Source organism: Marivirga atlantica (assembly GCF_016734805.1).
Classification (GTDB): domain Bacteria; phylum Bacteroidota; class Bacteroidia; order Cytophagales; family Cyclobacteriaceae; genus Marivirga; species Marivirga atlantica.
In genome coordinates this window covers 1,200,984-1,226,182 of record NZ_JAERQG010000001.1, presented here as the reverse complement: position 1 = coordinate 1,226,182, position 25,199 = coordinate 1,200,984, and the positions used below count along the sequence as shown (strand labels likewise).

19 protein-coding genes and 1 tRNA gene are annotated in these 25,199 nt (G+C 36.4%); 7 read left to right on the top strand and 13 right to left on the bottom strand.

Features of this window, described 5'->3' with window-relative positions; all coding sequences use genetic code 11:
* Positions 1-3: 3 nt before the first annotated feature.
* From JKP34_RS05550 to JKP34_RS05535, 4 genes are all read right to left on the bottom strand, one after another.
* Positions 4-549, bottom strand: a complete 546-nt coding sequence (locus tag JKP34_RS05550) for a hypothetical protein (protein WP_201918524.1) — start codon at positions 547-549, stop codon at positions 4-6.
* 131 nt (positions 550-680) lie between these two features.
* Entirely contained in the window at positions 681-3,167 is a 2,487-nt protein-coding gene (locus tag JKP34_RS05545) for a YbcC family protein (protein ID WP_236664900.1), read from the bottom strand.
* A 9-nt stretch (positions 3,168-3,176) separates the two neighbouring features.
* The gene (locus tag JKP34_RS05540) at positions 3,177-4,844 is read right to left on the bottom strand and encodes a proton-conducting transporter transmembrane domain-containing protein (RefSeq protein ID WP_201918522.1); all 1,668 of its coding nucleotides are present in this window, start codon (positions 4,842-4,844) and stop codon (positions 3,177-3,179) included.
* A gap of 40 nt (positions 4,845-4,884) precedes the next feature.
* On the bottom strand, positions 4,885-5,190 hold the full coding sequence (locus JKP34_RS05535) for a hypothetical protein (protein WP_201918520.1): 306 nt from the start codon (positions 5,188-5,190) through the stop codon (positions 4,885-4,887).
* A gap of 86 nt (positions 5,191-5,276) precedes the next feature.
* Here JKP34_RS05535 and JKP34_RS05530 point away from each other — a divergent pair, with 86 nt between their 5' ends.
* Positions 5,277-6,170: a LysR family transcriptional regulator gene (locus JKP34_RS05530; RefSeq protein ID WP_201918518.1), complete on the top strand. Its 894-nt coding sequence runs from the start codon at positions 5,277-5,279 to the stop codon at positions 6,168-6,170.
* Here the strand turns inward: JKP34_RS05530 and pafA are convergent.
* Together pafA and JKP34_RS05520 are read right to left on the bottom strand one after the other, a co-directional pair.
* Entirely contained in the window at positions 6,167-7,831 is a 1,665-nt protein-coding gene (pafA, locus tag JKP34_RS05525; protein WP_201918516.1) for an alkaline phosphatase PafA, read from the bottom strand. The genes JKP34_RS05530 and pafA overlap by 4 nt on opposite strands.
* Positions 7,832-7,924: 93 nt before the next feature.
* On the bottom strand, positions 7,925-10,486 hold the full coding sequence (locus tag JKP34_RS05520) for a tetratricopeptide repeat protein (protein WP_201918508.1): 2,562 nt from the start codon (positions 10,484-10,486) through the stop codon (positions 7,925-7,927).
* A 159-nt stretch (positions 10,487-10,645) separates the two neighbouring features.
* Here JKP34_RS05520 and JKP34_RS05515 point away from each other — a divergent pair, with 159 nt between their 5' ends.
* From JKP34_RS05515 to JKP34_RS05505, 3 genes are all read left to right on the top strand, one after another.
* A complete protein-coding gene (locus JKP34_RS05515; RefSeq protein ID WP_201919330.1) occupies positions 10,646-11,293 on the top strand; it encodes a protein-L-isoaspartate(D-aspartate) O-methyltransferase in 648 nt (215 codons plus the stop codon).
* Between the two features lie 62 nt (positions 11,294-11,355).
* On the top strand, positions 11,356-11,988 hold the full coding sequence (locus JKP34_RS05510) for a TlpA family protein disulfide reductase (protein ID WP_201918506.1): 633 nt from the start codon (positions 11,356-11,358) through the stop codon (positions 11,986-11,988).
* 2 nt (positions 11,989-11,990) lie between these two features.
* A complete protein-coding gene (locus JKP34_RS05505) occupies positions 11,991-13,739 on the top strand; it encodes a GAF domain-containing protein (protein WP_201918504.1) in 1,749 nt (582 codons plus the stop codon).
* Positions 13,740-13,888: 149 nt separating this feature from the next.
* Here the strand turns inward: JKP34_RS05505 and JKP34_RS05500 are convergent, their stop codons facing one another.
* Complete coding sequence (locus JKP34_RS05500) at positions 13,889-14,113, bottom strand: GIY-YIG nuclease family protein (protein WP_236664935.1); 225 nt, start codon at positions 14,111-14,113, stop codon at positions 13,889-13,891.
* Between the two features lie 87 nt (positions 14,114-14,200).
* Positions 14,201-14,275 (bottom strand) — tRNA-Val (locus JKP34_RS05495).
* Between the two features lie 252 nt (positions 14,276-14,527).
* On the opposite strand from JKP34_RS05495, the gene JKP34_RS05490 reads away from it, so the two are divergent.
* Both JKP34_RS05490 and JKP34_RS05485 read left to right on the top strand, forming a co-directional pair.
* A complete protein-coding gene (locus tag JKP34_RS05490) occupies positions 14,528-17,020 on the top strand; it encodes an AsmA-like C-terminal region-containing protein (RefSeq protein WP_201918502.1) in 2,493 nt (830 codons plus the stop codon).
* Positions 17,001-18,041, top strand: a complete 1,041-nt coding sequence (locus JKP34_RS05485; RefSeq protein WP_201918500.1) for a beta propeller repeat protein — start codon at positions 17,001-17,003, stop codon at positions 18,039-18,041. The genes JKP34_RS05490 and JKP34_RS05485 overlap by 20 nt, the downstream gene beginning before the upstream one ends.
* Here the strand turns inward: JKP34_RS05485 and JKP34_RS05480 are convergent.
* Positions 18,038-19,336, bottom strand: coding sequence for a UDP-N-acetylmuramoyl-tripeptide--D-alanyl-D-alanine ligase (locus JKP34_RS05480; RefSeq protein ID WP_201918498.1), 1,299 nt, complete (start codon positions 19,334-19,336; stop codon positions 18,038-18,040). The genes JKP34_RS05485 and JKP34_RS05480 overlap by 4 nt on opposite strands.
* 137 nt (positions 19,337-19,473) lie before the next feature.
* On the opposite strand from JKP34_RS05480, the gene JKP34_RS05475 reads away from it, so the two are divergent.
* Complete coding sequence (locus tag JKP34_RS05475; RefSeq protein WP_201918496.1) at positions 19,474-21,660, top strand: T9SS type A sorting domain-containing protein; 2,187 nt, start codon at positions 19,474-19,476, stop codon at positions 21,658-21,660.
* On the opposite strand, the gene JKP34_RS05470 is transcribed toward JKP34_RS05475, so the two are convergent.
* The 4 genes from JKP34_RS05470 to JKP34_RS05455 all read right to left on the bottom strand — a co-directional run bounded on the left by JKP34_RS05470 (position 21,647) and on the right by JKP34_RS05455 (position 25,181).
* Positions 21,647-22,435 (bottom strand): amidohydrolase, encoded by a 789-nt coding sequence (locus tag JKP34_RS05470; RefSeq protein ID WP_201918494.1) that lies wholly within the window; start codon positions 22,433-22,435, stop codon positions 21,647-21,649. The two genes, JKP34_RS05475 and JKP34_RS05470, sit on opposite strands and share 14 nt — an antisense overlap.
* On the bottom strand, positions 22,423-23,568 hold the full coding sequence (locus JKP34_RS05465; protein ID WP_201918492.1) for a methionine aminotransferase: 1,146 nt from the start codon (positions 23,566-23,568) through the stop codon (positions 22,423-22,425). Before JKP34_RS05465 ends, JKP34_RS05470 begins: the two co-directional genes overlap by 13 nt.
* A 76-nt stretch (positions 23,569-23,644) precedes the next feature.
* A complete protein-coding gene (locus tag JKP34_RS05460; RefSeq protein WP_201918490.1) occupies positions 23,645-23,821 on the bottom strand; it encodes a histone H1 in 177 nt (58 codons plus the stop codon).
* A 103-nt stretch (positions 23,822-23,924) separates the two neighbouring features.
* Positions 23,925-25,181, bottom strand: coding sequence for an aminotransferase class I/II-fold pyridoxal phosphate-dependent enzyme (locus JKP34_RS05455; protein ID WP_236664899.1), 1,257 nt, complete (start codon positions 25,179-25,181; stop codon positions 23,925-23,927).
* Positions 25,182-25,199: the final 18 nt, after the last annotated feature.

Genomic DNA, 25,199 nt, shown 5'->3' with positions numbered 1-25,199 from the left:
TGTTTATTCATAGACTTTAAAGTTCTCCAAGAACTTCCTGGTCCACTTTTTATTGGTATTAACATCAGTAAGGTAAACTGTGATAACACGCTTTCGGCTAATCCACATAACCATAGTCATGGTTTCTTTTATGCCTTTATATTCCAGGTATATTCTCTTTTCATTCTGGATAGGCTCAAGATTTTCGTAAACCAAATCCTTATTATCCAGCTTGTCAAGTTCATCTTTTAAAGCCTGCATTAATTTAGTTGAAACTCCTTCTGTGCTCATTTCCTCCTCAAAGGCTGTAATCTGCACTGTACAAAAGAATTCGTCATTAGACCCTCTATATTCTAAGAAATCATGTGCATTAACAGAATTAAGAATTCGCTTTACCACACTCTTTTCAAAAGGAACTGCAACCGGTCTGTAATTTGTTTTTGACACAGGCATACTGAGTTCGAACTCAGTATTTACATATTTTACCCACTCCTTTTCTAAATTACTTTCTGGCTGAGCAAAAAGCATTTGACTCAAAAAGAATAAACTGAGGCTAAATAGTTTGGTCATAGTCATTCAATCAGGTTGATAGTAGACTATAAAACTATATAAAATTTAGAGAATGTATAATTCATTTATATGGAAATTAAAAAAGCTAATCCATTTCTGGATTAGCTTTAGAGTTGAGTAAAAATATTAACCTACTGTTCAATTGGGTTCCATTGTAAATTGCCATTATAGCGCTGATCAACCCTGCCTTCCTCGTTCATCGCTAGTAATTGCAACCAGCCATTATCACATAGTTGCTTTACATTATCATGTTTAGCGAGCACTTTATTCATAGCTTCAATTGGTGCTTCAATAACTACTTTTAATCTAACTGGCTCGTGCTGATATTTTTCTCCATCATGAACGGCCTGCCATGGTAAGCCTACTCTTAAGTCTCCTGAATAGCCTTCTAAAACTCCTACTCCTGCAGATACATTATGTAGCGTTTTGTTACCTGAACCGAAATGTAGGTTATCCACAGTAGAAGCAAAGTATTGTAAATTAATCCAATTTGTAACCACCATAGGTGCTGTCATGATCGATTCAAGTACAGCGAAATTTTCATCTTGCTGCCAATTGTAAGAGTGCAAAAATGTTTTGCCATCAAGGTTGACAGCTTTTGTACGTTCCCTTGAAGCTACCACAAAAGAAGAGCATCCCGCCAAACCCCATTCAGGCCTCACTTGCGACCAGTCTTTCGTTCTTTTGAATATCTCCTTATTAACATCATCACCTTCTGACTGAAACCTGAGCAATCTTTCTGCTCTGGTTAAATGGCCTGCCATTGCTAATGATTCTTTCACTGATTGAAAAGCATTTAACTTGTCTGCATCTAGTTCGTCTTCATGATAAACTTTGATTTCGTCAGTTGTAGTATTATGCAGGCAAGCCATGAAAACGGTTTCTTTCGGGGTATTTATACCATCAACATTTAGTGCTTCACGTACTTTAACATCATTAAGCACTTTGGCAGCAACCTTTGCATTTGGTGCCCCGCTTCTACCACCACAGGCCCCACAATCATATCCTGATGCATGTGGGTTGTTCACCATATCTGCCGCATGGCCAACGATTAAAACAAACTCTCCAAATCCGGAAGTTAAGCTCATAGCTTTCAATGCATTTTTTGCCAGCTTAACTCTGTCTTCCAGCGGTATACCAGTAGTAATTTCTGCCCCACTTATGGTTGATAGATTGACTGCCTTCTTACTTTCAATCTTATCACCAAATTGACTGGATGGCTTTTTTACCGGACTTGTCAGTCCAAAGGAATCAGTAAATAGTTTTGGAAGAAATGACAGTCCTAATGGACTTACAAAACTGAAGCAAGTAATGGCTCCAGACTTAAAAGTTTTTACCAATTGTTGAAACTGTGTGAACAGCTTGCTTGAGTTGAAAGCTCTTTTGTTTAAGTCACTGTCAGGAATATACTCTTCAATAGTGTGAGAAGTTGTAATTAAGGCTGGACAATGATCATCACCTTCTTTTTGACCAATAGGCACATGTTTAACTGGAAAGCCGAAGAAGCCTGCAAAACCTAATGTTTCAATTGCGTTATCTACATGTTCTAAATTCCTTCTAAACACCTCCGAGCGAACGTCAATACAGAAGATCGCCTGCGCTTTAACCTTAACTTTGTTTTCTTTTGTAGGACTAGCCATATTAAGTTTCTCTATCAACTCACGTTGCTTGGCATGATCAAAGGCCTCTTGTAAAATCAAGTTATTTACGAGTTGTCCATTTGTCATATTATCAAACTCAATATCTGATAAGTTCCGCATGTTTGAATCCCAGCGATTCATTAACTCATGATTCTTTATACAAGAAAACAGACCTAACTCCATAGTGAGTAGAATTGCTACAAATTGTGTGAGCACGTTTGACTCTTCGCCTTTGAGTTTAGCATCCCAATCTATTTTAGCGATAAAAGCTGCCCAGCCACCATTGCGCAACAATAAGCTTTGTAAGTAAATAGGTAATACTTTCTGGTTTATGCCTAAAGTTTCACAAGCATATTCAATAGCCAGCAAATGATCATCAGGCATCGCCTTTAATAACCTCCTGAAACCTCTTATTCCTGATATATCCGATGTTCTGTCTATTTCGGCTTCTTTCTTCCAGGCATGGAAAAGCTTCTCTCCAGTAAATGAGGCCTGCCAGCTAGCCTGACCTTTATCAAAGTAAGAAGTAGCCCAAGTTGTAATTCTATGTTTAACGTATCTATCCCAATCTTTACCTGTTAATTCTGAAGCTAAATCAACCACAAGCTGAAAAGATCGGGCATCTTCATATTTGTAGTTTTTTAAGGCGTGTATGAAATCATCGACATCCGAATAATTATGATGCTGTTTTCTATCTAAAATCGCAGCCAAATCAGTTTCTTTAATGGTACCTTCATCAATCTTCTGAAGGTAAAAAGCAGTTGGCAGAGTCATCTGAATATCAGCAGTAATAGATAATTCATGAGCTACTCTGTTAAAGCTTTTATCACTCATACCCATAAAAGGATTGACTGCAACAAAGTTCTCAAGTGGCCATAGAGGTGCTACTTTCTTGGCAGCATCGTTTACTATCTCAAAAAGATGCTTCTTATTTATTGAAGTCTTATTATCCATATCATTCATTACTTTATTTTCCATGAGATTGGTTTAATGATTTAAAGTAGCTTCCTCTTGAGTAGCTTTAGTTAGTTCAGGATAAGTGATTTTCGAATTTATTGCTTCATTATAATCAATAGATTCTGGTCTTACATAGAAAGCACCAATCATTCTATCAAATAGTGCATTGATATAAAGACCATTTTTTAAATGTATTGAAAGCACCTTAAAAGCAGGACGTGAGCTTATAAAAGGATCGCAAACCTGTATGAAAACAATTATGGCGAAAGCAGTGGTCAATCCACCAATCATTACATATTGAGAAGTAGCTAAAGCAGCTAATTCAGGAACAGCATCTGTTAATAACACCGCCATAGCACTTTCAAGAACAAAGAAAGAGGTCACCACTAGAAGACCAAATAAAGCGGCCTTTGAAGTAAAACTGAGGAGATTGCTTCCATTAAAGGCTAAAGAGAAAATCCGTGTCATCCCTAATAGGATAACAAGACCAATAGCCAGTAATGGTATTTCATTTACTAAGTCTATATCCTTTATGTAAGCGAAACCAGCATATATACCAGAGGCTAACACAATACTAAGAATTACAGAAAGAATGTTTTTCTTTGGATTAAGTTTAAAGCCCTTAGAAGATTTTAAAGCATCTATAACACTTCCTGAAGAAAGGAAAGCGTGCGATTTATAAAATGAATGAGCTACAAGATGAAGCATAGCAGCACCATAGGCACCCATGCCACATACCATTAAGCTGAACCCCATATGTGCAATACTTGAATAACTTAATGCTGTTTTTACAGAGCTTTGAGTCATAAATACTACAGAGCCGAAAATAGCTGTAAACCCTCCTACCAAAATCAGTAAGGAACTTGCCGCATGAGTAGCTTCCATCACATAAGCCATTCTAATAATAAGGAAAGGACCGGCATTTAGTAAACCGGCATGTAACATAGCCGAAACAGGAGTTGGTGTTTCCATTACTTCAATTAACCATGCATGAGTAGGAAATTGAGCCGATTTCAGCATAGCAGCCATAACCAAAAAGGTAGCTACCAAACCTAAATTTCCATTTGTTAAAAAGGCCGGTGTTAACTCACCAATTCCAACAAAAATTGCCTCAAGATTGATCGTATCAAATTCCATAAACAGAAGAATACAAGCAACCAGCAGTGAAGCGTCAGCCAACCTCGCCATTATAAATTTCTTTTTAGCAGCTATTAGTGCAACTGGCCTGTCAGCATAAAATGTTAATAAACTACTTAAGCATATACTGGTGAAAACCCAGGCAACAAAAAGCATGGCCAAGTTTCCTGCTAGCACCAAAAGTTGAACAGATGCTATTGTCGCAGACAACCTACCTAGAAATACTCCTTGTCTTTTGTCACCATCTAAATAGTTTTTGCTATATCGAATAATAACAAAGCTCAATAAAGCAATCATCCCAAACATAATTAGGCTGACAGCATCAAGTCTTATATTGGCGACCTGGAGGAATTTGTCCGCATCAGTTGTTTGTAAAGAGCCATAATTGAGCATCAGTACTGAACCAAAAACAGCTGCTATTATACCAAAGATGGTTGCCAGATTAGCTGCTTTAATAACCAAACGAGGCCTTAAGCCAACTTGATAACGAGAGAGCATAGCCACTATTAAAAAGAATAGTGGTGATAGTAAAATGAAATAAAGTAGGTTCGAACTTGTCATGAGCTATGTTTTTTGTTGAAAATCAGGATATGAAGTTTGCCTAAACAAGCTCTATTTCAATATTAGCCTTAATCTTCATTGACTTACCTCTTAGCTCAGCTTCTTTTACGATGTCGGAAACTCGTTCTCTTACCTCTTGTAGTTCTTCAATTCGATTCGATGAGCTATTCTCATTAATACCGAACCTTATTTCTCTGCTAAAGTCTCTTACTTTGTGGAAGTTGATTTTCTTATCAATTAAATGACACAAAATTTCTTCCGCCTCTGAAGGTGAGAACTCTCCTTTGATAAGATTTACCTTCTGTTCGATGTTCTTTTCTAATTCGCTATTAAATGCTGTTTCCATTATATTTTATTTTATAAAGGCAAAAATGAATAATACTGTTCATAAATTTTTATTTATATTTATTATGTGAATCATAAATATATTTTATGAATTATACCATTAACCAACTTCAGATATTTCTAAAAGTCACCCAGAAAAAAAGCATAACTAAGGCTGCAGAAGAGCTTTTTATGACTCAGCCTGCGGTTTCTATTCAGCTTAAAAACTTTCAAGATCAGTTCGATATTCCCTTAACCGAAGTAATTGGAAGGCAACTGTATGTTACAGAGTTTGGGGAGGAAATAGCTCTAATTGCAGAAAAGATAATCCAGGAAATTGCAAATATTAATTACAAAACACAGGCTTATAAAGGTTTACTTACCGGTAAACTAAAAATCTTCTCAGCCTCAACCGGAAAGTATGTTATTCCATTTTTTTTATCAGGATTTATTGAACAGAACACTGCCGTTGATCTTGTTTTGGATGTAACCAATAAAACTATGGTGATGGAAAGTTTAAAAAATAATCAGACAGAACTCGCCCTTGTTTCAGTGGTTCCCGAAAACGTGCAGGTGGAAGAGGAAATTATCATTGCCAATAAACTTTTTCTTATAGGCAGTCAACCTAACAGATCAGCCAATATACCTTTAATTTATAGAGAAAAAGGCTCTGCCACCCGAGCAGCTATGGAAAACTATTTTCTTACGCACGAAGGCAGTAAGCGCAAACGGCTGGAGCTAACTTCCAATGAAGCAGTTAAGCAAGCCGTAATTGCCGGACTTGGCAATTCTATAATGCCTGTAATAGGCATTAAAAATGAGTTATTGAACAAACAGCTCTATATAATTGAATCAGAAGGCTTACCCATTAGCACAGAATGGCGTTTGATTTGGCTTAAAGGGAAAAAACTATCACCAGTAGCCCAGGCTTTTCTCGATTACGTAAGAAAAGAAAAAACCAGAATACTGGATGAGCAATTCAAATGGTATATGAAATTTTAATTATCATGCACCCCAAGAACTTCCTTGATTGGCTCACCTATAGCTCCATTTGGTAGCTTAACATCAAGCATAAATGACAAGGTGGGAGCAATATCAGTTATGTTTTGTCTCTCAAAAGATTCACCTGAAGAAATGCCGGCTCCATACCATAGAAGAGGAACATGCGTGTCGTATGTGTAACCAGAACCATGAGTTGTGGCACTACCTCCCTTTCCAAACCAGCCAGGCTCTAAAGTAAGTAATACATCTCCCGATCGTTGAAAATTATAACCATTCTGTAAGCGCATCTTCATGCCCTGAGTGAATTCATTTTCTCTAATTTCAAGTGCACTGTAGGCTTCTGCCACTCCCTTAAATTGAAGTACTTCTTGAATAGTTGCTTCTATTACCTCTTCAAGTGCTACCTTTCTATCTAAAACAGTTTGATGATTAATAAAGAATTGACCGTTTGAGAAGCTTTCAATCCATTCACCTTTCCCAAACCTTTTAGTTAACACTTCTTCAACTTTGCTTCTTAACGCTCTATTATCAAAGTAACCAGCAGGAATATCCTTATCCATTAAATATTGAGGCACTTCTGCGGCAGCATGATCTGCAGTAAGAAATACGGTATAAGCTCCTTTACCAACGTTTTTATCTAAAAAATTTAATAAGCCTTCAATCTCCTGATCAAGCTTAATATACATATCTTCCAACTCAATTGAACGAGGACCAAAAGCATGACCTATATAGTCCGATGATGAATAACTCATGGCAAGGAAATCAGTAATCTCATCTTTTCCCATTTCTTCTGAAGAGATAGTTGATTTAGCTAATTCTGTCAAGATGGTGTTCCCGTAAGGTGTACTTTTAATCAGGCTATATCCTCTCTCAGGATTCCATAACTTGCTCAGCTCGTACGGAAACACAGCTCCTTTCACCGTATCAATCACATGCTCATATGGCATATTATCAGCAGTTGAAGCCGTGTATTTTTCCATTGACATACTTAATTCCCAACTTCCTTTTAAATATTGCTCCGCTAGTTTTCTGTTATTAAAATCCCTTACCCAGTTAGGCAGCTCGTTGGTATAATAGGTGCTGGTAATAAAATTTCCGCTTTTACCATCAAACCAATAAGAAGCTGTTGGTGTATGACCTGCCGGAAGTATTGAGCCTCTATCCTTAATAGAAATACCAACCACCTTAGATTTAAAATTAGTGGCTAGCATGAGTTCATCAGTAATAGTTGTGCTTAACAATCTATGTGGTGACATTTTTCCATCATCTGAATCAGTACCAACTGAATTAACAGAAGTATCTTCAGCACAGTAAACATATCTGCCAAGGCCTCTATCATACCAATCATTCGCTATAATACCATGAGTAGCCGGGGTTGTACCCGTATAAATGGACGCATGACCGGGGCCAGTATAAGTAGGGATATAATTGTAATGTGTATTTCTATTATAAAAACCTTCTTTTACTAATCTTTTAAATCCGCCATCAGTAAAATGCTCAGAAAACCTGCTGATGTAATCTGGTCGCATTTGATCTACCACTATACCCACTACCAGTTTAGGCTTCACTTTGTGATCTGCCTTTTTTTTAGGGACACATGAATACACTAAAATAACACTTAAAAAAGCTGACAGTCTAAAAAATGATTGGTAGCTAAGCATAGAATTTGATGGTTTGGTTTTCCAGCCCACAAAGATAAGCTTTTAAAGAAAAATGAAAATTCGGTATGTTTTCTAATTGTTAAATCTGAAGAATTAATCACAGCTGTTAACAAGAAACTCTTCAGAGCTAAAGCCTTGTTTAAATAATATTTCCCCATCCTTATTAATGTAGGCCAACACTTTATAGTCGAGTTCTTCAAGATTTCTTTCTGCTATCCACAGTAGCTGATCTTTGTGATTATATAATGTAAGTGAATTAAAAATAGCCGGTACGATCAAATCTGCCTTGTTATTTAATATACCAAAACCTTTATCTTCTCTTATTTTAAAATAGTTTTCATTCTTAACTTTCAAAACCTCAACTGTTTGAAGGTTGTCCGACAAGCTATCTTGAGTTAGTATATTAATCAATTGCCATTTATTGGAATTTTCAACGAAGGCCATTCTATCATTCAATTTTAAGATCTTATTGAATTGAGCATCAACTATTATGTCTGAATTTGAACATAAGCCAAGCTTTCCACTTTCTTTAAAAATGTAAACCGAATCTTTATTAAAGACTTGAAGTCTGGCATCTGACTCTGGTGAAATTATTTGCTTAAGATTTACGGAATATGCACCAAACAATCCTTCTTTTAACAAAGGAATAAGTCCTTCATTATAGCTCCCCACAGCTGTAACACCTTCTAGTTTGGTAATACCTTTGTTTAAATCAACCAGTAAATCTTCTCTCTTCTTTTTTATATAAATTAAATCTGGTGTCAAAATTTTAAGCTCCACGTATTCTCCTTCCCACACCTGTTTACCACCACCATCAAAAATTCTGGAATAACCCTTTTCATTAGTCACCTGTAAAAACCGGACTTCTTTATCCATTTGAAGTACGACCTCATTATAGGTATTCAATAGCTGAAATTTACTCTCATCATCAATTTGAACAGTAATACTGTCTTCAAATATTAGCTGCCTTCCTTTCTCATTCTCAGCATAAGCCAACCAATCCGTAAAAAGTCGAACAGAGTCGTAAACAAAGGAAGGAAATTGATTTTTACTCCAATTGACTAAGGCCCACTTATTGTCCTTTTCAAGTGCAACCGTTTCATCCTTTACCACTACTTGTTGGAACCTATCATCGATCAGCTTAGTAAATTCTTTATTATAAAGAGTAGTATTACCTTCTTCTCTAACCAACCAATAAGATCCTTTATTGGTAATGGTTGCAAACTGCAACGGAAGCATTATCTGAAGGTCTGATTTGTTTAAAACAGTCTCAAAATTGTCTGAGGCTAACCATATATAATCATCCAGAAAGGCATAGTCTGTATAAAGAAAGGCCAATGACTGTAAATCTGTTAGTGAATTCTTTTCAAAGCTTTGTTGCCTTGTTATAGCTATCTTTTCACCCTTTTTTAGAAAGAATATATCATTTTCAAACCAGATGGAATCGACATAACTTTTTAGTAATGGTTCTCCCGTAAAAGTACACAGTTGCCAACCCTTAGCTTCTTGCTTTGCATAATAAAAAGGATTCAGCATGTTAAATTCCAATCCCTGGTCATTTAAAAGTTCATGATTGATGATATGCTTGATGTTAAAGAGGTATGAATTTGATTCTGGATATTTAATCCATCCGAAACTTAATTTCTCAGAATTGGAAGATTTATCCAGAATTAACTCTCCTTTCTTATTCAATAACCTACGCTGATCTTCCGCCTGAACTTCGATGTATCCATTTGTAATCCATTTGCAACTGTCAGGAATCACATTTTTGAGCTTTAGGTCCAGAAACTCCTGCTGATTAACATCAAAAAAATAATAAATAGAATCTTCATAGTGGGTTAAGAGCGGGTTACCCGACTGTTCACTTTTTACAAAATTGTAATAGTCTGAGGCTAATTGAGCCGCCTTGTAATCACTAAATTGCTGTGTGAATTCAGCTAACTTCTTTAAATTAATGTTTGTACTTGCCAGCTTTAATAAGTTTAGTGCAGCTTCCTCCGCAAAAATGGTATTTGGCCTTTGTAAAATATACTGTTCATAGGCTTCCTTACTTTTTGAGGCAGTAAACTCTTCATAATATAAATTCTCAAACACATCCCTGGCTTTTTTAGCCTGAGGAGCATCAGGGTAATTCCTAAAAAAATCTGCAAGTGCCTCTGGTGTATTAACGCTTAAGGCTTCTTTATAAGCCAACTCATTTCTTAAAAGAATAGCATCTTTATATTGCCTTGAATCAGGATAAACCTTAATAAAATGATTAAAGGCTGCCGCACTATTTTTACTTTCAGCCAGAGAAAAGGCTAGGCTATCAATTTTCAAGGACAACTGTTCTATTTTAAGAGAATCCATCCCCTTCCGATCATATTTTTTCTTAAGCTTTACCTTAAGATTATTCCAACTCGTGTCGGCCACTTGAATGTAATAATGAGCAGAGTCTACTGATTCAGCATAAAAGCTAGGAAGACTATATAGATGTGCTAAAACAAAATAATTCGCTGGTGCCCCGGTATCCTTTTCTATTCCTTTCTCTAGTTTCTCAATGCCCTTTGTAATATCACCTTCATCAAAATATTTTAAAGCCTTTAGTGCATCCTGAGCTTTCGATGATTCCAAAAGGGTGAAAAGTAAAAGAAAAGTGAAAAAAAATGATCTCATAAAAAGCGCAACGAAGAAAAGTAAATTTAATGATTAACAATTGCCTTAAGAAGCATAACTACAACTTTAAGGCATAATAGTTTTGGCAAAAGTATAAAATCACGAACCACTCTTTTTTTCTCTTTTCTAAAGGCATAATTTGATTAAGTTTGAGTTATGATGGAGGATAGCTATAAGCATAAGGGCATGCGCAGAAGACTAATTCAGAAACTGCGCGAAAAAGGCATAATGGACCAATCTGTATTGCAGGTAATGGAACAAATTCCTCGTCATGTATTCTTTGAAAAAGCATTTCTAGAACACGCCTACCAAGATAAAGCCTTTCCCATCGGCCATGGGCAAACCATTTCACAACCTTTTACCGTAGCTTTTCAGACCGAGCTTTTAAAAGTAAAAGCAGGAGATAAGATTTTGGAAATAGGAACAGGTTCCGGATATCAGGCGGCAGTATTAGTTAGTTTAGGAGCTAAGGTTTATACCATTGAGTACCAAAAACCGCTCTATTTAAAAACGAAAGAGTTTTTACCAGAGCTAGGCTACTCACCATTCTTTTTTTATGGTGATGGTTCTAAGGGTTTAGCGGCTCATGCTCCTTATGATAAAATTATTGTTACAGCAGGAGCACCAACTGTCCCTACTGCTTTACTTAGTCAGCTAGTGGAAGGTGGCATATTGGTCATTCCTGTTGGAGATAATGAGGTGCAAAAAATGTTACGCCTTACAAAAATTAGTAATAAAAAGATTGAGAAAGAAGTATTTACTGACTTCAGCTTTGTTCCTTTAAAAGGAGAAAGTGGCTGGAAATAACATAATGGACAAATATTAGTTTGCCATAACAGTTTTCATTTTTAACAAATAAGAAACATCAATTGAGAGTATTCTTTGTTATCTTACTGGTATTGATATGCCTTTCCGGGATTGGCTATATCTTCTGGCGTCAAGAATTGCGCTTTACTAAACCCACCAAAAAACCAAGTGATTTAAAACTGGTTGAGGTTAACGATAGCATCCATTTGGATTTTGTAAATAAAGCTTCAAAACCGTTATTCATTCATTTTTACAATTATGACTGCCCCTGCTCCAGATTTAATATTAAGGAGTTTAAGGCAATGGTTCGCGATTTTTCTGACAGTATCGATTTCATAGCAGTTGTTCAAGCGGGTGATAAATCTGAGAATGCAGAAAAATTATTCAAAGAAAAGTATAACTTGGGAGTTGAAACAATTAACGATAAAGACGGGTTAATTGCCGATGCCTTAGGCATATACAGCACGCCACAAGCCGTCATCATTAAAAACAGTAAAATATTTTATAAAGGAAATTATAATAAAGCAAGATTCTGTACTTCGCGTAACACGCGCTTTGCAGAAATGGCACTTGAAGCCATGATAAACGGTAAACAACCGCCTGAAATGCCTCTTTTGGCAGAAATACCTTATGGCTGTGAGTTACCTTCAAATGGCAATACAAGTACAAGATTGGGGAGCATCTTTAACTTTTAACAATGACAGATAAACAACAAAAACTAGAAGAATACAAAGGAGAAATTAACAAAAGAGCAGACAGAGTACTAAGTTTTACCATAGCCGGATACTTCCTATTCGGCATTTTCTTAGCCTTTTTTTACGACACCTGGTTGGTCGGGCTGTGTGTTGGCTTCTTAAACCTGGCACTTTACTTCGGCACTAAACTTCTATTACCTAAACAAAAAGCTCACCACTACATTGGTAGCCTGGTGATGGCCATTTTCATGGCCCAATTTATTTATCAAATGCATGGCCTATTTGAAATGCATTTTACCGCCTTTATAGCCATCATTGTTCTTATTGGCTACCAAGATTGGAAAGTAATGCTTCCAGCCACTATTTTTATCGTAATCCATCATGCCTCTTTCGCATATATCCAATATCTGGGTGTAACAGAAGGAAATGAGGCCTATCAACAAATTTACTTCACTCAGTTAGATTACATGGATTTGCAGACATTCCTTTTCCATGTAGGTCTGGTAGCCGTGGCAGTTGTAATTGCAGGAGCTACATCTATTTATATGAAAACCAGATCAATGGTGATTTTTGATAGAATGCATTTGGCAGATATAAGAGCCATGCAAACAGAAGTAAACATAGAGTTTGCCAAAGAAATTGCTAACAGCAATTACGATTACCAGTATGAACTTTCAACTGACGACCAATTAGGGAAAGCCCTTGTAGATATGCGCGACAGTCTTAAGGTGAGTGCTAGGCGTGAAAAACAGGAAAAATTTATGAATGCAGGTCTTGCTAAGCTATCAGATATTATAAGAGACCATAACGGAAGCATGGAAGAACTTACCTACCAAACCATCACTTTCCTTGTGAAATACATGGAACTTAATCAAGGTGGTATTTTCATTGCTCACAATGATAAAGGAGAGAATGAAGAGACATATCTTGAGCTTCAAGGTTGTTATGCATTCGAGAGAAGAAAACGCATTAATCAAAAAGTGGGCGTTGGTGAAGGACTTGTAGGGCAGTGCTATCTGGAAAAAGATACGCTATACTTAACCGAAATCCCTGTAGACTACATCAGAATAAAATCCGGGCTGGGCGATGCCAACCCAAGAGTGCTCATTATAGTACCTATTAAGCGTGATGCTATGGTGGAAGGTGTTATGGAACTCGCAGGATTCCAGGAGCTAGAAGATTATCAAATTGAATTCCTTAAAGAAGCTGGTGAAAGTATAGCCGTAGCCATCAATACAACAAAGGTAAATGAACGTACAAATTCGCTATATCAGCAGTCTCTGCAGCAAACTGAGGAAATGAAGGCCCAAGAGGAAGAAATGAGGCAGAATATGGAAGAAATGGAAGCTACACAGGAAGAAATCAGTAGAAAAAATAAAGAAATTGAGAAGCAAAGTGCTGAAAGCAGGTCTTTATTAAATGGTTTGCAAAGTCTTATGGCAATAATTGAGTTTGAACCTAACGGTACTATTATTGAGGCAAATGATAATTTTTTAAATGCCATGAATTATTCTTTAGAAGATATTCAAGGTAAGCATCACAGAATATTTGCATCTGATGAGTATGCAAAATCCGATGAATACAAATCATTTTGGAAAGAGCTTGGGAATGGACATTCTAAAAAAGGAGTTTTTGAAAGATTTTCTTCAACTGGAGATCTGGTGAAGCTAAATGCAGTCTATACACCAATTTTAGACGACACAGGGTCTGTTCAAAAAGTTGTTAAATTGGCTACTGTAGAAAATGAGTAACTAAATTCTTAAAAACAATTATACCTAAAAAGAAAAAGGTCAGAATTGCTTCTGACCTTTTCTTCTTGTGGGATTAGTAGTACCGAAAGCTTTCGGTAGAACCTACGACCCTCCCGATCTTAAAATCGCGATGCTATAAACTAGTTGAGCTATAATCCTTTTTTACGCTGGATCAGCGAAATTATCTTCTTCCTGCTCTTCCATTTTTTCACTTCCATCTCCCTCCTCTGTGCTGTTTGCTTATCATCAAATTGTTCTGAATATACTACTTCCCAATCGGAGGCTTTCCCTGTATATCCATTATGATTTGAGTTGTGTCTTCTAAGTCTTTCTGAGAGTTTATCACAGGTGTGTCCGCAATAATACTTGTCCAGAGATTAAGAGTACAAGATATAGAAATGGCACATAACATTTGAGTAAACAAAAAAAGGTCAGAATTGCTTCTGACCTTTTTCTTTTAGTGGGATTAGTAGGATTCGAACCTACGACCCCCTGCTTGTAAGGCAGGTGCTCTAAACCAACTGAGCTATAATCCCCTTTATTTTTCAACCCGTTCCGTGCGAATGGGAATGCAAATGTAGTACAGAAAATTATATTGGCAAACCATTTTTCAAAAAATAGAAAATATTTTTTCACCCTTTAAAATAACCAGTTGAAAATCAGACCTAAAGACTTTTATTTTTTTTCTGACAATTAAAAACAAACTCTGCTAACTAAGCTTTAACTTTTGCTTTGCTTTTATACCGCTATTTTGCAACTTTCGTTTTCAAGTAAACATCTTGATTTTTTTGAAAAAACTGCGCAAATTTTTCTTCCTGCTTATTATCAGCTTCGTAGTATTATTTGGAGCTGTTTCTGCCTACTTATATTTCAATCAGGATAAAGTAGTTCAACAACTTATAGGTGCTATCAATAAGCAACTCAATGTTCCTGTTGAAGTAAGCAATATCAGCATAAACTGGTATACCGATTTTCCTCATATAGCGGTTGTTTGTACGGATGTTAACATCCAGGAAGCTATTGAAGGTAGCACCTATCCTTTAGCTAAATTGGAACAACTTGCACTCTCCTTCAACCTACTTTCATTAATAAAAGGAGATTATGTATTCGAGAAAGTTAGCCTAACAAATGGCGAGGTAACCATCAGAATTTCTGAATCGGGTGAAAGAAATTTTCTGATAGTAAAGCGGCAAGATAAACCAATAGATAACAAAGAAGTAAATTTTAACTTATCGCGGATTCATATAGATAAGGTCAAGATTAATTATGTGGATGAATCAATTGATCAGTCGTATATAACATTTGCCGAATCATTGAATGCAGCATTAAACAAAGTAGAAAATGATTATTTTATTGATGTTAAAGGTAAGCTTAATAGCAAATCAATTAAAATAGGCGAGTTAAACTATTTTGAAGATAAGGCTCTTAGCCTGAATGCTCATTTAGTCTACAATGAAAGCAGAGAAGTCATTGATTTCAAACCTTCGGAGATAGTAGTTAACCAAAATAATTTTAGCGTAACTGGCCAATATAAAATACAGTCAAACTACATCAACCTTAAAATTGATGGCACTAACACGGATTTTCAAACAATAAGTACACTCCTCCCTAAAGAATACGCTAATTATTTTGCCGACTATCAACCAAAGGGTGATGCTAATTTCAGTAGTAAAATCATTGGTGTTTTGGATAGCAAAAATAACCCGCTCGTAGAAATGGATTTTAGTGTATCTAATGGTTCACTTTATGAAGCTACCTATAAAACCAGCTTAGACTCAATTAATCTACAAGGAAATTTCACTAACGGTTCCAGACATTCTCTGGCAACATCAAAACTAAGCCTAAGAAATATTAATGCGCGCTTAAAAGAGGAAAAAATTCAGGCTGAGCTAACAGTCGACAACCTTGAACGCAACTTTATAAAACTTTCGGCAGAAGGAAAGATTAGCACCTATGATCTGTTCTCCTTTCTACCTCAGAGAGATCAATTTTCGGGTTTAGCAGGGAATATAAAATTCAACTTTAGCCTGGCGGGAGCTGCTGATGATTTTAAAAAAGCATCTACAGCAAGCCGTATTAATAACACGGGTGAAATAGTTTTAACAGAAGTTGGTGGAATCTATAAAGAATATCCGCTACCTATGACTGCGATAAACGGACGCCTATTATTTAACAAAAATGATATTGCCATCAATCGATTAAGCGGAAGAATTGGAGAGTCAGATATCAATATGACTGGTTTCTTTTTAAACATTTTCCCCTACCTGCTGGAAGATGACCAATCTCTACTTATTGAATCAGAAACAAACAGCAGCTACATCGATTTAAATGAGTTGTTAAGTGGTCTTTCTAATGAAAAAAATACTACTGAAAAGCAGCAGGAATCTTATAAATTTTCAATTAGTCCTTATCTAAAACTAGAGCTAAAAAGCAAAATAGATAAACTCATTTTCCAAAACTTTGAGGGCAGAAGAATTGCCGGTAGTTTAAATGTTAATAATCAGGTTTTACGAGCTGAAAATCTTAATGTAAACAGTATGGGAGGCAAAATTAAGCTTTCCGGCTCCATCAATACGCAACCTGATAATTTGGTTGACATTCACACTACAGCTAATTTCAATCAGCTTAATATTGACTCCATTTTCTATACCTTTAATGACTTTAAGCAAGACTTTCTTACGCAAAAACACCTAAAAGGAAAGATTGATGCCGATGTAATGGCGCACATAGTTCTCGACAAATCATTGAATTTTAAACCTGAAGACTTCACTGCTTCTATAGCTGCCTCAATAAAAAATGGTGAGCTCAATGATTTCGAACCTATGCAAAGTTTATCTGAATATGTAAATGAAGATCAGCTAGCTAATTTAAGCTTTGGAGAATTGAGCAACAGTATCCAAATAAAAGACCAAACCATTTATCTACCCGAAATGCTCATAAAGTCCAATATTTCGGAAATACTAATTCAGGGAACTCATACGTTTGATCAACGTATTAATTACAGACTTCTTGTTCCACTAAAGAATTACAAAAAACCTGATAAAGATGAGGCTTTTGGGGCCATAGAGGAAACCACTGACTACACCAAATTGCATCTAAAAATAATAGGTACAACAGATGACTTTGATGTAAGCTGGGATGCTAAGCAATCGTTAAAATCGGTTGCGGAAAAAGTTAAAGAAGAGGGCAAAAATCTGGTGAATATTATCACCGGAAAAGAGGTTAAAAAGGAAAAAAAGAAAGAAATTGAGGTAACTGAAGATGACTATTTTGACTGGTAGAATATGGCTGGTAATATTGCTCATAAATATTACGATTGCTAAAGCGCAAAAGAATTATAAGCTTGATACTTTAAGCTCCGGTACCTCTGCCCTTATTATTGGTTTAGATGCCCTTGATGAAAATAACTTATGGGCAAGTGGAACAAACGCCACAATTTTATTTAGCTCAAATGCAGGAAATACCTGGGAGACATTTCACTTTGAGCAAGCTGATAGCTTGCAATTCCGAGCTATTAAGGCAATCTCCTCAAATGAGGCGCTCGTTATGAGTGCTGGCGAAGGTCCGGCATCTCAAATATTTAAATTTTCAAAAATATCAGGATGGAAGTCTCTTTATATAATGCCTCACAGCGAAGGTTTTCTTGATGCTATTGAAATACTTCCCAATGGTTTAGGCATTGCCTATGGAGACGCCATTGATGAACAACCTTTTATATTAATGTCTGATGAAAATTTAGAAAACTGGGGAAGAGTTGAAACATCGGTTACTGCAAGCAAGGGTGAAGGTGGATTTGCATCAAGTGGAAGTAACATTACAATTAACAAAAAAGGTGATATCTGGATTGGCACAGGTGCTGGCGGATCAGCCAATGTACTTTACAGTAAAAACAAAGGGAAAGATTGGCAAAAGTTTATTAGCCCTATGATTAAAGGAGAAGCCGCAGGAATTACTTCAATCAGACAGGGAGATGACTTACTCTTCATTACAGGTGGTGATCTGGCTAAATCTGACGTTTATACTGATAATCTTTTTATCTCTTCCGACAACGGTAAAAGCTGGCTACCTCTTAATCAACCCATTACGAAGGGAGCGTTTTATGGAAGCGCAATTTCTAACATAGATAATACCAATATATACTTAGTTTGCGGACCAAATGGGGCTGACTTTTTAGCGTCAGAAAAAGGAAAGTGGATTCAATTCAGCCAATTAAATCTATGGACTGCTGAGTTCATAAATAAAAGCACAGCTATTCTGGCCGGTAGAGAAGGAAAAATGATAAAAATTGAGTTTTTAGATTAGTCCGATAAGATTTCAACCAAATCTTCCAACGCATTCTTTCTTGAACCTTTTATTAATATGGTACTTCCCTGTTTAGGAGGATTCTCTTTTAAATGCTCAATTAGGTCTTCCTTACGCTCGAAAAATGTTCCAAAAGGATCTGTTTTCTTTGCCTTTTGTATTTGCTCTCCTAAATAAATTCTTCGGCTAACCCCTAAATCAACAGCCAATTCACCTAGCTTCTCATGTTCAAGCGTACTCATATCTCCCAGTTCAAGCATATCGCCTAAGATAGTGATTGATTCTCCTTCAGCTGAGGCGCTAAGGCTTTCTATGGCCAATTCCATAGAGTTAGGATTAGCATTATATGCATCCAAAATAATATTATACTTTTCAGTGCTTATCAGCTGAGAACGCATATTGGCAGGATGATAATTAGATATGGCTTCTGCTGCTTTATTCATGTCAACTTCAAAATATTTAGCAACACATAAGGCAGCTGCTACATTATTGAAATTATATTGTCCTACCAAATGAGTGTTAATTACTAAACTGTTCTCAGCCTCAACAGTCAAAAACATTTTCTTAGTGCTCACTACAGCAGTTAAGTAATCGCCTTCATTAGGATAAGTTGCAGCATTATCAAACCGTTTTTTCATGTTTTTTAAAACAGCATCATTAGTATTAATAAAAGCAACGCCATTATTTTTCTTCACGAAGTCGAACAGCTCACTTTTCCCAATGATTATATTTTCAAAACCACCGAACTCTCCTATATGTGCCTTGCCTATATTGGTAATTAAACCGTAACCAGGACGAGCGATTTTACAGTAAGAGGCTATTTCACCAATATGGTTAGCCCCCATTTCAATAATGGCCATTTCATAGCGCTCATCAATCTCCAGCAAACTTAATGGTACACCAATATGATTGTTTAGATTACCTTTGGTAGCAAATGTTTTATATTTGGCTGACAATGCAGCTTGCATCAATTCCTTAGTAGTAGTTTTTCCGTTAGATCCGGTTATGCCTATAATTGGAATATCAAGTTGATTTCTATGATACAGCGCCAATTCTTGTAACGCTTCTAATGCATCATCAACAACAAATGATTTATCAGATGCAACACCTTCTATTTGTTCATCAAGCACTACTGCCAAAGCCCCGGCATCTAGGGCACTTTTAGCAAACTTATTCCCGTTAAAGTTCGGTCCCTTTAAAGCAAAGAATAAATTCCCACTCTCAATTTTTCTGGTATCAGTACACACACCAGTACTTTTGCTAAATAAAGTATAGAGCTGATCAATTTTTTCCATCTACAAGGCTGATTTTACAATAGCTAAATTAATAAATGCGTTCTGGTTTATCATGTCATCCTTACTAAATAGTGTAATTTTGATCACTGTAAAAGTAGTTTAAACAAGAACCTCATAATAAGTTGCTATATCAATTTATGTTCAAATATTTTAAATCCATCCTTCTTATAACATCATTTCTATTGCAAAGCAGCCTGAGCTTTAGTCAATATCAGTTTCAGCTTTACCAGGGCACACCTGTTGGGGTTGGCTCTCAGAAACTCAAATCACCCTGGGTAGGTGGATTAAATGGTGTTCAATACAGTCAAATGGATTTAAACGGTGATAGTGTTGAAGATTTAATAGCTTATGATCGTTCTTCGAAATTGATTCATTGCTTCTTATTAAAAGAGGGGCAATATCAATATGCACCTGCCTACAATGATTTCTTTCCTGAAGAAATTTTCAACTTTCTAATTTTAGCTGATTTCAATGCTGATGGAAAAAAAGATTTATTTACCGCAGGCAATTTAGGCATGATCGCCTATAAGAATGTAGGCACTAACAATATACCTCAGTGGGAAAAGCAGAGTAACTTCTTAACATATGAAAGCAAAAGTGGGAACGAGGTAAACCTACAATTAATAAATAATGATTACCCTAATATTTCTGACATTGATAATGATGGAGATATCGACATTCTAGCTTTTAACACCTCTGGACTTGAAAGTACCATTGTTTTTTACAAAAACCTGAGTATTGAGCAAGGGCAGTCGCCAAATATGGACATATTAATAGAAGAAGAAACTCGTTGGGGAAATTTTGAAGAGTGTAACTGCGGTAGCTTTGCTTTTGATACAGAAGACTGTAACATCGGTCAGCAAGAAAGAGGTGCTTTGCATGCTGGCGGTAAAAGTATATTTGCTGAATATTTAGATGATGATAACATAATTGATTTAATTACCAGCCATCAAGAGTGCTCAGAGCTTTATAGCTATAGTGGTGCATCTGCAGGAATCAATCCGAAGTATTCAGATGTGAGCACTTCATTCCCTAATAGTGCAAACCCAGCAGCATTTAACTATTACCCAAACACTATGGCTATTTCAAACAATAACGATCAGAAAGATTTGATCATTAGCCCTAATTTGGAAGCTCAACTAAGTATTGCCATCAACTACAAATCTTCTAATTGGCTTTACACAAAGGATGAAAATGGTGACTATACACTTAAAACTAAAGCATTTCTTCAAGAAGATATGATCGATTTGGGTATTCAAGCCGGTCCTTCCTTATTTGATTATGATAACGACAATGACCTCGATCTATTTGTAGCCTATACCAATACTGATGAAAACAACACTATTTATAGTGGCGTTGCCCTTTTTGAAAACATTGGTGATGCTAGCTCACCTTCATTCAGTTTGATTAATGAAGACTATCTTAATTTCAACGGTACGGACTTCTCCAACCTATTGATTCAATTTACTGATTTGAACAAAGATGGTGAGATCGATTTAGCCTTTCAGGCAACAGAGAATGGACAAAATGCACTTTACACCTGTATTTCACAAAATGGGCAGATAGATATTAACAATAGAAATGTAATTGATAATGTTTTTATTGGTTTCGGCTATTCCTTTCATTTTGTAGAAGTGTCGGATGCAAATAAGTGCGATCTATTAATTGGTAAATCATCAGGAGGACTCATTCATTATGAAAACATTGGGACACTTGATAATCCTTCTTTCGAACAGGCCAATAATACTTACCTATCAATTAGTGATGACTTTTTTCGGTCATCATTAAAGTTAACATCATCTGATATTGATGCTGATGGCAGTACTGATTTAATAGTTGCTGATCAATCTGGCTTAATCAAAGTGTATTCTGATTTTAAATCTGAAACGGAAGAGTTCGATACACTTTACGCCTATAACCAAATTCAAAAGAGTTTTTCTAAAACAGACCTAGGATCAAAAAACACGCTGGCGGCTGGCTTCCTATACGATTCAAAATACCCTACACTGATTACAGGAAGCATATCAGGCGGATTAAGTGTTTTAAGAAATGTTTCGGAATACCCAGTAGAGGAATCTGCTTTAGAAACTAAATTCAGTTTTTATCCTAACCCAAACAATGGCAGCAATTTAACGATTGAATTAAAAGAGGCGGCTACCATCAGTATTATTACATTAAGTGGAGAAGTTGTGATTAATGATTTGAAATTACAAGCTGGCTCCAGTTCAGTTACTTTAGAAAGCTTGAAGGAAGGCTTATATATTATTTCAGCATCCTTTGACAAGAACACTTTTGAAAGCAGAAAGCTACTTATAAAACATTAAAATCATCGGCATCTAAATAGGCAGGGAATTTCTCTCTTCCTCTCTTCAAGTCCTCATAAGAAAGAGTTATAGTTTTTATCATTTCTGCCTGATCTAGAAAGCAAATTGTCTCCCCTTTAAAATTATAAGCACCGGAATGACCATTAAAAGGAACACCATTACCATCATCTCCAATTCTATTAACTCCTAAGCAATAGCTCAAATTCTCAATAGCTCTGGCTTTCAACAGCGCATCCCAGGCATTCACTCTTGCGGCTGGCCAATTGGCTACGTAGAGAAGAAGATCATATGCCATTGTATCATTCTTGCTGGTATTTCTACTCCATACCGGAAAGCGCAGATCGTAACAAATAAGAGGCTTAATCTTCCAACCTTTTAACTCAACTATAGGAGACTCTTGTCCCATATTGAAATGATGGTGCTCATCGGCCATTCTGAAAAGATGACGTTTATCATAAGTGGTATAATTGCCATCAGGCTGCATCCAAATTAATCTGTTGAAATACTTTCCATCTTCCTTTACAATATAGGACCCTGTAACTACCACCTTCTTCTGAGTGGCCATCTGTTTCATCCATTTGAAAGTATGCAGGTTCATAGGCTCAGCTAACTTTTCAGCCGACATACTAAAACCTGTGTTAAACATTTCAGGTAAAACAATTAAGTCTGTTTCCTCCTCATAGTTGAAAAGTTGCTCTTCCAGCATGGCTAGATTAGCCGATTTATCTTCCCAGTATAAAGGAGTTTGTACAAGTGTTACTTTTAAATCTTGCATAAAATATCTGCTGCTTTTTCTAATGTTTCTTCACCTTTGGCAAAACAAAAACGAAGCATCTTATTATCTGTTTTCTGTTGATAAAAAGCTGATACGGGAATGGAGGCCAATCCGTATTCTTTAGTTAGTCTTTCAGCAAACTGAACATCACTTTCCTGAGATACATTATCGTAATTAAGTATTTGGAAATAAGTACCATATGAAGGGATCACTTTGAACTTTGAAGCTGCTAATCTCTCCACAAAATAATCTCTTTTCTTTTGGTACATCTCCCCTATACCCTGATAGTTTGACTCATCTTTTAAGAACTCAGCCAATGCAAATTGAGCTGGAGTATTTACTGAAAAGCAATTGTACTGATGAACCTTTCTGATTTCTTTTGTAAGACTTGTAGGAGCTACCAAGTATCCGATTTTCCAGCCAGTTGCATGAAAAGTTTTACCGAATGAATAAACCGCAATACTCCTTTTAGCCAATTCTTGATCTGCCAGAACACCCAAATGGGGTTTATCATCAAAAATAATATGCTCGTATACCTCATCGCTTAAAATTAACAAGTTCGGATTCTGCTCAAGTAGCGCTTTAAGTTCTTTAATATCTTCAGGTGAGAAAACTGCTCCGGAGGGATTATGAGGAGTATTAATGACCAGCATTCTAGTTTTTTCAGTAATAGTGTCCCGAATCTTTTCCCAATCCGGTGTGAAATCCTTTGGGTTTAGAGCAACTGTTTTTGGGACTCCACCGGCCAATTCTATTGCCGGAATATAACAATCGTAAGCAGGTTCCAGAACCACCACTTCTTCTCCCTCATTCACTAAAGCCATTATGGTAGAAAATATAGCTTCCGTGGCCCCTGCAGTCACAGTGATTTCCTCATCAGGATTAACTTCTGTTTGATAAAGTTTGGCAATCTTCTGTGCTATCTCCTCTCTTAGTGCTGGTAAGCCTGGCATTGGCGCATATTGGTTATGGCCCATTTGCATATTTCTGTATACCAACTCAATGAGTTCTTCCGAAATAGGAAACTCAGGAAAGCCTTGTGATAAGTTGATGGCATTATGCTCTGCAGCCATTTGGGACATGACGGTAAAAATGGTTGTTCCTACAGATGGTAACTTAGATGCTATATTCATTCTCTCAAATTTTATTGGAAACAAAAAAGGCCATCAGTCACTAGACAGATGGCCCTCTTGAAGAAGTAAGGGTTAATTAACCTTTGTTCTTAATATCTTGAACCTCAATTCTGATTTCTTGAGCTAAGTTTTTCAACTCCTGCATTCCTTTTCTTACTCTAGTACCAGCAGCCTGGTTTTCTTTGTCATAAAACTTTTCGAAATCAGCCTCTAGGCCCATTACTAAATCTCTTACTTGTTCGAATCTTTTCATTCTTATTTTAGTTTACGGTTGACTAAATAATTAAATTAATTTGAAGCAATATAGGCAAAATCATTAAAAAACAACAATGAGCGCCCTTTTTTTGACTATTTTTTTACTCTTTAAACGATTTCGCTAATTCGTTTTCTCTGTACTCTCCACTTGTTAGTCTGTGTTGAATAGCAGAAAATGCTTTGATCGTTCTATCCACATCTTCCAGGCTATGTGAAGCCGTAGGAATCAGTCTCAAGATAATCATCCCTTTAGGTATAACCGGATAGATTACAACAGAACAGAAAATGCTGTGATTCTCTCTTAAATCGTGTGCTAAAGCAGCTGCCTCGCCAACTGTTCCATTCAGAACTACCGGAGTAACAGGCGATTGTGTATCACCAATACTAAAGCCATTTTCTTTTAATCCATTCTGTAAAGCATTCACAACCTTCCAAAGATTTTCTTTATGCTCTGGTTGATCTCTCAACATTTCCAAACGCTTTAATGCACCTTCTACCATTGGCATTGGTAATGACTTGGCAAAGATTTGTGAACGCATATTATAGCGTAAGAAATTCACTATTTCCTTATCTCCTGAAATAAAAGCTCCGATTAGCGCCATTGATTTAGCAAATGTGCTGAAGTAAAGATCAATTTCATCCATTACTCCCTGCTCTTCACCAGTACCCGCTCCTGTTGGTCCCATTGTACCAAAGCCATGAGCATCATCAACTAATAAACGGAAATTATATTTTTCTTTAAGCGCTAATATCTCCTTTAGCTTACCCATAGTACCAGTCATACCAAATACACCTTCGGTAATCACTAATATACCTCCACCTGTTTCGTCAGTAAGCTTAGTAGCTCGCTGTAATTGTTTCTCAAGGTTTTCAACATCATTGTGAGGATAAACAAAACGTTTCCCCATATGTAGCCTTACACCATCAACAATACATGCATGAGATTCGGCATCATACACAATAGCATCCTTTCTACCAACAACAGCATCAATTACAGAAAGTACGCCTTGATAGCCGTAGTTTAACAGCATTACATCTGGCTTCTTAATGAAATCAGCCAACTGCTGTTCAAGCAACTCATGTTGAGAAGTATTACCTGACATCATTCTTGCTCCCATTGGGTAAGCAAGACCCCATTTCGCAGCTGAATCAGCATCTGCCTTTCTAATTTCAGGGTGATTGGCTAAGCCCAAATAGTTATTTAAACTCCAGGTTAAAACATCCTTCCCTCTAAATTTCATGTGGGGAGAAATCTCTCCTTCCAGCTTAGGAAACATGAAATAGCCTTCTGATACATCAGAGTGCTTGCCTAGTGGCCCCATGTCCACCTTCAATTTCTCAAATAAATCTACTGCCATCTATCTAAATATTATTTA

Bases quoted from the DNA above. Each gene is read 5' to 3' on its own strand.
- JKP34_RS05550 (WP_201918524.1), bottom strand. From the start codon at position 549: ATGACCAAACTATTTAGCCTCAGTTTATTCTTTTTGAGTCAAATGCTT.
- JKP34_RS05545 (WP_236664900.1), bottom strand. From the start codon at position 3,167: ATGGAAAATAAAGTAATGAATGATATGGATAATAAGACTTCAATAAAT.
- JKP34_RS05540 (WP_201918522.1), bottom strand. From the start codon at position 4,844: ATGACAAGTTCGAACCTACTTTATTTCATTTTACTATCACCACTATTC.
- JKP34_RS05535 (WP_201918520.1), bottom strand. From the start codon at position 5,190: ATGGAAACAGCATTTAATAGCGAATTAGAAAAGAACATCGAACAGAAG.
- JKP34_RS05530 (WP_201918518.1), top strand. From the start codon at position 5,277: ATGAATTATACCATTAACCAACTTCAGATATTTCTAAAAGTCACCCAG.
- pafA (WP_201918516.1), bottom strand. From the start codon at position 7,831: ATGCTTAGCTACCAATCATTTTTTAGACTGTCAGCTTTTTTAAGTGTT.
- JKP34_RS05520 (WP_201918508.1), bottom strand. From the start codon at position 10,486: ATGAGATCATTTTTTTTCACTTTTCTTTTACTTTTCACCCTTTTGGAA.
- JKP34_RS05515 (WP_201919330.1), top strand. From the start codon at position 10,646: ATGGAGGATAGCTATAAGCATAAGGGCATGCGCAGAAGACTAATTCAG.
- JKP34_RS05505 (WP_201918504.1), top strand. From the start codon at position 11,991: ATGACAGATAAACAACAAAAACTAGAAGAATACAAAGGAGAAATTAAC.
- JKP34_RS05485 (WP_201918500.1), top strand. From the start codon at position 17,001: ATGACTATTTTGACTGGTAGAATATGGCTGGTAATATTGCTCATAAAT.
- JKP34_RS05480 (WP_201918498.1), bottom strand. From the start codon at position 19,336: ATGGAAAAAATTGATCAGCTCTATACTTTATTTAGCAAAAGTACTGGT.
- JKP34_RS05475 (WP_201918496.1), top strand. From the start codon at position 19,474: ATGTTCAAATATTTTAAATCCATCCTTCTTATAACATCATTTCTATTG.
- JKP34_RS05470 (WP_201918494.1), bottom strand. From the start codon at position 22,435: ATGCAAGATTTAAAAGTAACACTTGTACAAACTCCTTTATACTGGGAA.
- JKP34_RS05465 (WP_201918492.1), bottom strand. From the start codon at position 23,568: ATGAATATAGCATCTAAGTTACCATCTGTAGGAACAACCATTTTTACC.
- JKP34_RS05460 (WP_201918490.1), bottom strand. From the start codon at position 23,821: ATGAAAAGATTCGAACAAGTAAGAGATTTAGTAATGGGCCTAGAGGCT.
- JKP34_RS05455 (WP_236664899.1), bottom strand. From the start codon at position 25,181: ATGGCAGTAGATTTATTTGAGAAATTGAAGGTGGACATGGGGCCACTA.